This window comes from Bacteroides salyersiae, from assembly GCF_031172035.1.
Classification (GTDB): domain Bacteria; phylum Bacteroidota; class Bacteroidia; order Bacteroidales; family Bacteroidaceae; genus Bacteroides; species Bacteroides salyersiae.
Window position 1 is genome coordinate 3,043,258 of sequence record NZ_CP133452.1, and the last position, 11,480, is coordinate 3,054,737.

At 40.1% G+C, this 11,480-nt stretch carries 5 protein-coding genes; all 5 read left to right on the plus strand.

Annotation, left to right across the window (positions count from 1 at the left end; genetic code table 11):
* The first annotated feature begins 296 nt into the window (after positions 1–296).
* The 5 genes from RB604_RS11145 (at position 297) to RB604_RS11165 (ending at position 11,477) form a co-directional block, all read left to right on the plus strand.
* Positions 297–1,238: a T9SS type A sorting domain-containing protein gene (locus tag RB604_RS11145; RefSeq protein WP_021936705.1), complete on the plus strand. Its 942-nt coding sequence runs from the start codon at positions 297–299 to the stop codon at positions 1,236–1,238.
* A 37-nt stretch (positions 1,239–1,275) separates the two neighbouring features.
* Positions 1,276–4,086 carry a glycosyl hydrolase gene (locus tag RB604_RS11150; protein ID WP_007478248.1) on the plus strand — a complete coding sequence of 937 codons (2,811 nt, stop codon included), beginning with the start codon at positions 1,276–1,278 and terminating at the stop codon, positions 4,084–4,086.
* 45 nt (positions 4,087–4,131) lie between these two features.
* On the plus strand, positions 4,132–7,236 hold the full coding sequence (locus tag RB604_RS11155; RefSeq protein ID WP_309004960.1) for a T9SS type A sorting domain-containing protein: 3,105 nt from the start codon (positions 4,132–4,134) through the stop codon (positions 7,234–7,236).
* A 457-nt stretch (positions 7,237–7,693) separates the two neighbouring features.
* The gene (locus RB604_RS11160) at positions 7,694–9,487 is read left to right on the plus strand and encodes a T9SS type A sorting domain-containing protein (RefSeq protein WP_055295763.1); all 1,794 of its coding nucleotides are present in this window, start codon (positions 7,694–7,696) and stop codon (positions 9,485–9,487) included.
* A 181-nt stretch (positions 9,488–9,668) separates the two neighbouring features.
* On the plus strand, positions 9,669–11,477 hold the full coding sequence (locus tag RB604_RS11165) for a family 43 glycosylhydrolase (protein WP_081504128.1): 1,809 nt from the start codon (positions 9,669–9,671) through the stop codon (positions 11,475–11,477).
* Positions 11,478–11,480: the final 3 nt, after the last annotated feature.

An 11,480-nucleotide genomic window follows, 5' to 3' on the forward strand; every position in this document is an offset into this window, starting at 1 on the left:
GACTGTATTTTTAAGATTAAGAAGTTCGAAAAGCCTGTTGTTGTGAAACAACGGGCTTTTCTCGATTATCATAGATCGCCCCGAGAGGGGGGAAAATTAATTCTATAAGGTTGAAGAATCTTTCACCTTTTTTTTTTCTCCTCCTTTGAAATAATAGTAGAAGCCATTTCATCAAATCTTCTCTTCTTTTGCATATCGATTTTGTCGGTTTTGTTAACGCAGCGGCTTTCCTGTCTTATTCATATTAAGAATGATTTTGGAGAACTCAATTATATAATTAAAAAAACTAATGTGATATGAAAAAACTTACTTCTTTTTTATGTGTGCTTTCTTTGGCTGGAACAACTTCTTTGATGGCCCAAAACGATGCCCAGGCAAATCTTTTGTCTAATCCTGGTTTTGAAGATACCGAATTCCAGACTTTCTCGTACGACAACAATAGTGTGAAGAACTGCATCAGTTATGTAGCCGGTTGGGATGCTACCAATAAGCCCGGTGATGCAGAGTATAAAAAAGATGATTATAATAATACCGGACTTAATAAATATATGGTTCGTGGGCAGATTGGTTATTATCCGGCCGGTTCGGATACGGCAAAAGCCGGAAACAAACAGTATATCCGTATAGCCCGCTATGAATGGACGAAACCGAACGAATGGTTCGGTGACGGTGGTTTACAGCAGACTATCGATGTGAAACCTTCAAGGAAATACGAGTTGACTTTCCTTTACCGCTTGTCAGCGCATGCCGAAAATGGGACAATTGTTCCTGCGTGGGTAGCTTTCGAAGAGGTGGGCAAAACGGCTACTAAAAAGAAGCTGTACAATGAACTGGACGAGAAGTGGGTGGAAAAGAGCTATACATTCACTACAAGTGCCGATGCTACGAAAGCCATTGTGAAGTTGGGGGTGACAGGAGGTTATGTTTACGATTGGGGAGGTAATATCAATTTGTGGGCTGATTTTGATGAAGTACGTCTGGTGGACATTACTACCGGAACTTCCCTTAAACAATTGCTGACGGAAGATATGCAAATTAGCTACACGGTGCAAGGAGCTGCGGTGAACTTCAGCGGACTGGAGGCCGGCAGTGAACTGGCCGTCTACAATGTGACGGGTAGCTTGGTATCTTCCTTCCGTGCCGAATCGGATGAAGAGACTGTTTACTTACCGGGCAAAGGAATTTATATCGTAAAGAACGGTGATCGCAGGAAAGTCCTTAAAGTTGTTATCCCATAATAACTATTTATCTTAATTATTAATACCGGAAAAGCAAATGAATATCAGAAAATTCTTTTCATGTGTGTGTGTTCTGCTTTGCACTCTCTTTAGCGTACTGACTGCTAAAGAGGTGCAGGTAGAAAGTAAGCTGACAGCCGATAAAACGCTGGATAGTGCCATCGATCTGCATCTCACCGGAGATGCGCCGTTGGCTGCCAATGTGAAGGTGAATCTCACCCATACCGATGCGTGGCTATTCTTCGACAATGTGCGTCCGCTCGCGGTACTCGATACATATAAAGCATCTGTTCTCATCGACGGGCAGCCGTTCGAACCGGAAAAGAACGGACGTATCAGTATTTATAAGCAGGGCACGGTGATCATTCCTTACGGTCAGGATATTCAGCCGCTTGAAGCATTTACCGAAGCTGACTTTAAGGGGAGTTCCGCGAAATATGCTCCGGAGTTTTACTATTCCAATAATCCGGCCCCTGAAGTAAAGTCGGAAATGAAACAAGCTCTTTCACAGGACAATCGGATCAGCTCTTTTAAGCTGAAGCGCGGTTATATGGCAACGATGGCTACGGAGCCTGACGGTATGGGATACAGCCGTTGTTTTATAGCCGATGATGCCGATTTGGAAATTCGTGAACTTCCGGCAGAACTGAATGGAAAAGTATCTTTTATCCGTGTATTCCAATGGGAGTGGGCTTCTAAAAAAGGATGGGTCGGTGGTAATAGCCAAACGAATCCTCCCGAAGGATATCTTGAAGATCAGGCCGATGTGACCAACAGTACCTGGGTATACAGTTGGGGAGCGAATGCCGACTGGTGTCGCGGTCCTGAAAATAAAGGAACCTTGTGGCGCAATCAGGAGTTTGTTCCCGAAAAGTGGGGGTATGGCGGTGAGAGTGATTGGAGTGTGCTGTTCAATGACAAACGCCTTACCCATCTTCTGAGCTATAACGAACCCGATCATTCGGAACAGTCCAATGTCTCCGTTTCACAAGCCATTAAAGAATGGCCTAAACATTTGCAGACCGGTATGCGTGTGGGCTCTCCGGCTACTACTGATTTTGGCTGGTTATATGATTTTATGTCCGAGTGTAATAAGCGGAACTATCGTGTGGACTATGTCGCTATCCATGCCTATTGGGGCGGATCGGGCGGTTCTGTTGTGGTAAGTAGCGTAAAGGATTGGTACAATAAATTGAAAGAGGTACACGAGAAGACCGGCCGGCCACTATGGATTACCGAGTGGAACAACGGTGCTAACTGGACACACGAAACCTGGCCTTCTGATAAAGCTGCGCAGCAGGAAAAGCAGCGTCTGTTTATGACGGAAATTTTGGCTATGATGGATACTTGTAAGTTTATCGAACGCTATTCCGTTTATAATTGGGTGGAAGAGAAACGCTCTCTTTTTTGGCAGAATCTCAATTTGACACCTGCCGGAAAAGTGTACGCCAATTTTAATGCGGAGATGGCTTTTGACCGCAGCACAGAGGTGATTCCGACATGGACTGTCCGTGAAGCTCCCGTGCTTAGCTATCAATACGATAAGGAGCAGAATGGAATTATGCTTCGTTGGGAGGACGTGAACAATGAATTGGTGGATGGTTATCTGGTGGAACGCTCTGTTAATGGAAGCACTTATACGGAGATTGGTCGAACAGAATCCGGGCAGGTATCCTATATCGATCCGCTGATTTCCGCTTCACTACTGAACGGAGGAGAGGTGAAGTACCGCGTCAGTTCTTTGCTGGGTGGTAAGGTTAAAAAAATGTCGAATATCATTCAATACGGTGCTCTTAATAGTTTAGCCAGCCAGCCGTTTTTTGGACGTAGTATAACTTCGGTGGGACAGAGCTTTTATCTGTTCGGTGAGGAATACACAGAGAAGCCTGTGATGGTACTCGGTGCACAAACCTATCGGATGAGAACTCCGATGACTACTCGTATCGGCTCTCTTACACAAGGAGCGTGTGAGTTTGGACCCATGCTTTGGGATTATAATAAAAATCAGACTTTTGTTAGTAAAGATACGTTGGGTTATATGATATTTCCCAAAACCGGTACATATCAATTGGGGGGCATAACAGCCCGGGCTGGGCATGTAGCGGGAGTTACCGAAAATGCTGTGAAGGTCTTCTTCGATACTCCTTTCGATGAAGTGCCTGTTGTGTTTTGTTCGCAGGTGACCGGTAATAGTGCGTTGCCTACGGCTATTCGTGTTCGTAATGTAACAAGAGAGGGGTTTGAAGTGTTGCTGGCTTTTGAAGAGTCTGTTGCTGCACCGGTTGTTGCTGAAGATGTTTGCTATGTAGCTATGACTCAGGGCGAAGGTTTGCTGAACGGACATAGAATTCAGGTGGGATGTACGGAAGATGCAGCGGTTACATCCAGTTCGCGTACACCTTTTCAAATCTGGTATGGTAAGAATTATTATGCTCCCTACTATGCCTTCTTCGGTGCAATGCAAAGTCTTTACGGGTCACCGGCTGCTAATTTACGCGTACTAAACAAGGGGGCTAATACGATTGATGTGTTTGTTGATTATACACCTTCGAGTAGAACTGAATCTGAAACCGTGGGTTGGTGTGTGATGGAGACAGGGAATGCTACCGGAATTTACGATACACAGACGGATGATATTACTCGTATGCTGGTTTATGATAATGGCAACGGGAAAATATGCTTATTGAACGGCGGTATAATGCCGAAAATCGATGTCTATTCAGTTACCGGGCAACTACTTCTTTCTCGTACGACGGTTGATGTTTTAGATATTAGCAATCTTCCGGCTGCAATATATCTGGTTCGTGTAGGTAATCTGGGTAGTCTGAAAATCGTAAAAAGCAATTAGAGAAATCTATCATATTTTAATTATTAATTTAAATTCATGAAAAACATGAAGAAACATTATTTCTTTGTTTCGCTCTTGGCATTGGCATTATCTATGCCGAGGAGCTCGTTCGCTTCTGTGCAAAGTGCAGATAGTGATGACGGAATTGTGGTGACGTTAGGAGCACCGAAAGTATCAATGCAATTGATGGCAGCTCAATCTTCTGTAACCCAGTCGCATATGGTGATAAATGGAACAGGACAGTCGGGGACTTTTATTTTAAATGCGCAGAATTTAGTGGAGGATATTAAATTGACGGCAACTTCTGGATTAGAAGTTTATCCGGCAACTTTGCCTGCTGGTTCCAATGGGGAGACAATTATTATTACACTGAATAGCACTTTACCAGTAACGGAAGGACGAATTATCCTTCGTAGTGGTGATGCACGTGCTTATGTAAATGTTACGGGTTACGGAACTCCTCTTGAAGAGAAAAATCTTTCTCAGAATCCGGTTTATCCCGGTGGTGACGATGAGTCTTTTGTTAAGGGGAAGGAAGATGGTTTTACTCCTGGTGAGAATGGCTATACGGTTGAGTTCCGTGTAAAGACAGATAATTTGAACAAGGTTTTCGAGGCCTTTGCTGTGACCCCGGAAGGAGCCGGCTTTAAAGCTTATGTCAATTCCACTTCTGTAGGCTTGTACGATGGTAGTACTCAAGTAAATATACCTAATCCTGCTACGGCTTTTGATGGTGGTCTCCAGCATTTTTATAACAACGATGGCAAGTATCACACTTATCGTTTTTCTGTAACTTCAGATCAGCGTATTTTCGTTTATCGTGATGGTCTTCAAATCGCTATCCTTCGTGCTTCCGATTATGCCAATCAGGCTTCTTGGACCGTTGAGAACGGGGATATGGTCGAGAATCTGTTGAAGAACCCAGATTTTGAAGGTGAGTATGATTACCGTGCTTCCGATTCTTTAATAGTTCGTGTAGAGGGTTGGCAACTTGATCCTATTGATCAGTACAATTGTCTCTATACTGTTCCGAATTATGAGATTAATAATGACTTGGATTTCAATAATCATGTGATGAGCCTTCAACGTTATACTTGGAATGATGGTTGGGCTGCAGGTCGTGTTTCTCAGATTGTAGATGTTGCTCCTAATGAGACTTACAGCCTTTCTTTTTTAGCAGGTGGTGGAATGAAGGTGAAGGATAGTGCCATCGATTATTTGATGAGCAGTGTCCGTATTGAAGAGGTTCAAAATTCCGAATTGAACAATAAGGTTGAGATTTCCAACATGGATGGTATGGTAAGTTATTCTATGGATTATACAACTTCAGCTGAATGTCGTCAAATTCGTGTCAGTCTTTATAATGAGCGTTTTCTGAATGGTGGTGGCTGGGGATCCAGTGTACGTCCTTTCCTTGTGGATGAGATGCGTCTGACAGGTGTATCTCGTGTTCTGACACAGGAAGTTGGTTTTGATAATACCTTTGCTGATGTAGAATACTTTACATATGATCCTACTGGAGCATACGCTCCGTTAGAAGCAGTATTATCTCCATCTGAAAAAAATGTGACTATTGATGGAACAAATCAGACTAAAACAGTGAAAGTATCAACAGCTAATTTGCGTGCGGATGTTCCCCTTTCTGTGACGGCTTCTAAGGGCTTTTCTGTATATCCAGAAGAGTTAATTCCGAATCATGAAAGTGAAGTGACAATAACACTGAATAGCACTTTACCAGTAACGAAAGGACGAATTATCCTTCGCAGTGGTGATATACGTGCTTATGTAAATGTTACGGGTTACGGAACTCCTCTTGAAGAGAAAAATCTTTCTCAGAATCCGGTTTATCCCGGTGGTGACGATGAGTCTTTTGTTAAGGGGAAGGAAGATGGTTTTACTCCTGGTGAGAATGGCTATACGGTTGAGTTCCGTGTAAAGACAGATAATTTGAACAAGGTTTTCGAGGCCTTTGCTGTGACCCCGGAAGGAGCCGGCTTTAAAGCTTATGTCAATTCCACTTCTGTAGGCTTGTACGATGGTAGTACTCAAGTAAATATACCTAATCCTGCTACGGCTTTTGATGGTGGTCTCCAGCATTTTTATAACAACGATGGCAAGTATCACACTTATCGTTTTTCTGTAACTTCAGATCAGCGTATTTTCGTTTATCGTGATGGTCTTCAAATCGCTATCCTTCGTGCTTCCGATTATGCCAATCAGGCTTCTTGGACCGTTGAGAACGGGGATATGGTCGAGAATCTGTTGAAGAACCCAGATTTTGAAGGTGAGTATGATTACCGTGCTTCCGATTCTTTAATAGTTCGTGTAGAGGGTTGGCAACTTGATCCTATTGATCAGTACAATTGTCTCTATACTGTTCCGAATTATGAGATTAATAATGATTTGGATTTCAATAATCATGTGATGAGCCTTCAACGTTATACTTGGAATGATGGTTGGGCTGCAGGTCGTGTTTCTCAGATTGTAGATGTTGCTCCTAATGAGACTTACAGCCTTTCTTTTTTAGCAGGTGGTGGAATGAAGGTGAAGGATAGTGCCATCGATTATTTGATGAGCAGTGTCTGTATTGAAGAGGTTCAAAATTCCGAATTGAACAATAAGGTTGAGATTTCCAACATGGATGGTATGGTAAGTTATTCTATGGATTATACAACTTCAGCTGAATGTCGTCAAATTCGTGTCAGTCTTTATAATGAGCGTTTTCTGAATGGTGGTGGCTGGGGATCCAGTGTACGTCCTTTCCTTGTGGATGAGATGCGTCTGACAGGTGTATCTCGTGTTCTGACACAGGAAGTTGGTTTTGATAATACCTTTGCTGATGTAGAATACTTTACTTATGATCCTACTGGAGCATACGCTCCACTTGAACCGGTTTTTGGAGGTGATGTAACAGGCATTGAAGGAACGAATTCGGATGCAGGGGTTTATGGAACAGTAATAGATAATTGGTTAACTTTGAATAATGTACCAGAGTCTGCTAAAATTGAAATATATAGTTCAACAGGAGTACTTATTGCTGTAGAAAATAGTTATACTTCAGGACAATCAATTCCATTATATGAGAAGGGAATTTATGTATGTGTTGTAAATGATGGTACAAGGAAAGAGATAGTAAAGATTGTTTATTGATGCTTTGCTAAGGGAAGAGGTTTAGATCTCTTCCCTGTCTGTTTTGTTTTTAGGCATATTCGAAAGAATTTACGCTTTGGTTGTCGGAGAATTTACTCTTCATGGGATATATCGCAGAGTGAGTGTATTGAGTGGAGAGAAAGATGTAGTTTATTTTTCGTTAGTAGATTCTATAATAAGTATCTGGAAAAAGTAATTTGAATTGCGATTTTTGAATTCCCTAAAATAGATTAAACTTTAATTGATAGGGGATTTGTAGGTACATGATTTGTGTGGACAGATCAAACAGAAGTTATAAATGGAGGCGAAAATATTTTTGTGCTTATAGATGATATTTATTTTGTAGACTTCTGATTGTATGTAAACGTGTATACGAGAGATAACATTTTGGGTTTCGGATTGAACTGACACAAGAATCAACTGTATTAATTATTAATTTGAATATTGCTACATAATTATGAGAGTTTTTTTGTTTTGGGTATTTTTGTTTGCAATAAATGAGATTATAAAGGCGCAGAATGTGACTTTTCGTCCAGGACAGATTTGGAATGATACAAGTGGTAAAGCCATCAATGTTCATGCGGGATATATTGTATATGAGGACGGTTATTATTATTGGATAGGAGACAGCCGGACAGGAAATGAATGTAATGGAGTCGGATGTTATCGATCGAAAGATCTGTATAATTGGACTAATAGGGGGCTGATAATACCACTGTCTGGAAAGATAAGTGAAGACAATTGGGATTTGGCAAAAGGTCGTAATTTATATCGTCCTAAAATTTTGTACAATGAGTTGACAAAAAAGTGGATTATATGGGCTGTTTGGGAGAATATGGAAGTGACTATTACCAAAAGTTGTAGATTGGTAAGTGATCATATGGAGGGGGATTATGATTTATATGAAATTTCATGTGTGAATGGGATTTTGAGCCGGGACTATACGTTATTTAAAGACGATACAGATGGAAGAGTATATTTCATCGGAGCGGTAAATACCAATGCGGACATATTGGGGGTACAGTTGAATGATGATTATCTGGATGGTACTTCGAATGCATCGATTATTTTGGATGGGGTAAAGTATGAGGCTCCGGCTATATTCAAGATGTATGATATGTATTTCGGACTTTTTTCAGGATGTACGTATTGGAAACCCAATCGCAGTCGTTGGGCCTATTCGTATAATATGCTTGAAGGTTGGAGTTATGAGCGGGTATTTACAGATGTTACTGGTAGTGGGATTGAGTTTTGCGTGGATGACGTAAAAGGGACTACTTATGACTCTCAGAGTGCTTTTGTTTTTAAAGTAGGAGGAGATGATCAAAAATTAGTTTATGTAGGTGACCGTTGGGATGAAAATAATTTGGAAAGTTCAAAACAGGTATGGTTACCAATCAGCATGCGCTCGGGCTATCCCACAATACATTGGTATGATGAATGGGATCTGAGTATCTTTGATAATATGTACCGTTTTAAGCGCACCAAATTTATTGAGGACAAGAGGCAATATTTTTTGTTGGATCGTAATTCTAATCGTTTTGTTTCACGATCAAAGTCGTCTTTCCTGTTAGAGAATGATGGTAATACCAATCTTTGTTTTACTTTTTATGCTACGGATGACCCTTACGTTTATAAGCTTAAAGATAACAAAACGGGACAATATGTGGAGTCTGTATTTGGTACTTTACGTTTAAGTGAAGAAAATGATAAAACGACGCAATTATGGACTTTCTTATTACAGGAAGACGGTACTTATAAAATAAAAAACAATGTGGGAGAGTATTATTTAGCTATTTCGGGTTCTTCTACGTTTGTTGGTTCAACTATTTATTTGGGTAGAGAAAAAGATGCTCGTTGTTTTGGGGTTTATTTTGATTCGAAGATTTATCCGGAAGATGAAGAAGCAGCTCTTTTTACAAAGGATTATCGACAAAATAATTTGGTGTTAATTAAAGAACAAGAGAAGCATATAACAAATCTGCAAGTTATGAAAAAGGGAGTTGATGAAGTTTTTACTTTATACTATGATGAGAAAAGCAGCCGGATTAATGTGATATCTCAAGAACCGATAAAGGCTCAGCTGGCTTTATATAATATATATGGGCAATTACAAGTATACCAAACCGTAAAATTGGATAATAACGGATATGCTATAGAGTTATCTGGCAGATTAAATCCGGGTATTTACATGGTTCGCATAAAAACTTCGGTATATAAAGAAATACGGAAGTTGATTGTTATCCGGTAAATAGAATGGATTTAAATATGTGAATGAGAGGACTCTTATTTCGAATAAGAGGAAATTTGTTTCACAATAATTTTCTCATTCTTCTTTGAAATATTTTTAATATAATAGTTAATGTGTTTTTTCTTTATTTGCGGTCGTTAATGATTTTATAATCGTGAAATGTGTTATTTATTTTAATAAGATGATGAAATTTTTTATTTATTCGCTTTTGATGGTTGCTGCATTGAGCAGCAACATAGGAAATACTGTGGCACAGGCTGCCAATGATAAAATTGTTCCAGGATCTGTTTGGAATGATATTACTGGCAGGCATATTAATGCTCATGGTGGTTGTGTTATTTTCCATGAAGGAATATATTATTGGTTTGGGGAGGATCGTACTGGATATAATAGTAATGGCGTGAGTTGCTATACTTCTGCCGATCTCTATAATTGGAAGCGTGTAGGATTGGTATTTAATGAAAACCAAGCAAGAGACTTGAATACCGGTAAATGTACTCTTGAGCGTCCAAAAGTGATATATAATGATAAAACAGGAAAGTGGGTTATGTATATTCATTGGGAAGATGGTAATGGTTATGGGGAAGCGCGCGTTTGTGTCGCTGTGAGTGATGAAATAGACGGAACTTATAAATTTGTAAGTACTTTCCGTCCTAATAATCATGATTCGCGCGATCAGACTATTTTTAAAGATACCGATGGAAAAGCCTATCATTTTGGATCTACTGATATGAACACTAATATGAATGTAGCTTTACTTTCCGAAGATTATTTGGAAACAGAAAAGAATCCTATTACAGAAACAAAGATTTTGAAAGGATTGAGTTATGAGGCACCTGCTATTTTTAAAGTTGATGATGTCTATTTTGGACTTTTTTCCGGTTGTACGGGGTGGAATCCCAATCCGGGACATTCAGCATCGGCAACGGAAATATTTGGAGCTTGGACGCCTGGAAAAAATTTTGCCATTGACGAGGGCAATACAACAACATATCATTCGCAGAGTACTTTTGTACTGAAGGTAAACGGTTATGAGAGCGCCTATGTCTATATGGGAGATCGTTGGGATTCTGGTGATGTAGGGGGAAAATCTCAATATGTATGGTTACCTCTGAGCATGCGTTCGGGGATACCTACTGTAAAATGGTATGACAGTTGGGATATGAGTGTTTTTGATAATGTCGATCGCTTTAAACGTGTTAAAGCGTTGGCTGATGGCATAGTAGTACGTATCCTTGATAAAAATTCCGATCGTTGGATGTCTAAATCTAAAAATGGCTTTAACATTGATGATGATAATGATGAAGTAAATATGAGTTTTGAATTGAAAGCTACTGATAATCCTTATATCTGGAAACTGAAGGATATGAGTACAGGTAATTATTTGGAATCAATATTTGGGACTTTGCGTCTTACTGTAGAGAATGCAAAAGTTAGTCAGCAATGGCGTTTAGAACTGGAAGAGGACGGTTGTTATAAAATACAAAATGTTAATGACAAGAAATTATTGTCCATATCAGGAGCTTCTTCATTTGCTGGAAGTAATCTGTTTCTTGTGGAAGAAGGGGCAAGTAACTCGCAGAGCTTTGGTTTATATTTTGATACTAAGGCTTATGATTATGAGATGGCGGACATGTTTAGTCTCTCTTATTGGCAGGAGAATAAGAGACTGATGACAGAACAGCAAAAGTACGAAGAAGGGGGTACTGGTATAAGCAGAATGGAGAACGATGATGAAAATAATGTTGTACTCTATCCTATGTCGAATAATGGTGATTTCAAAGTCTTTATAAATAATAATAGTACTGCTGACATACAAATAGTGGAAATTGGTAGTGGACGTGTGGTATATTCGGATAAGTTGGTTAAAAGGGGAGAGGCTGTTGTGATTCATTTGGCAGGAATTTTATTGCCGGGAATTTATACAGTGCGCATTCAGACTCCTGAATCTGTAGTGGTGAAAAGAATGGTTGTGTCTCATATGCTATGATCT

What these genes read in the sequence shown, in the direction of transcription:
- RB604_RS11145 (WP_021936705.1), top strand. Translation starts at nt 297, where the DNA reads ATGAAAAAACTTACTTCTTTTTTATGTGTGCTTTCTTTGGCTGGAACA.
- RB604_RS11150 (WP_007478248.1), top strand. Translation starts at nt 1,276, where the DNA reads ATGAATATCAGAAAATTCTTTTCATGTGTGTGTGTTCTGCTTTGCACT.
- RB604_RS11155 (WP_309004960.1), top strand. Translation starts at nt 4,132, where the DNA reads ATGAAGAAACATTATTTCTTTGTTTCGCTCTTGGCATTGGCATTATCT.
- RB604_RS11160 (WP_055295763.1), top strand. Translation starts at nt 7,694, where the DNA reads ATGAGAGTTTTTTTGTTTTGGGTATTTTTGTTTGCAATAAATGAGATT.
- RB604_RS11165 (WP_081504128.1), top strand. Translation starts at nt 9,669, where the DNA reads ATGATGAAATTTTTTATTTATTCGCTTTTGATGGTTGCTGCATTGAGC.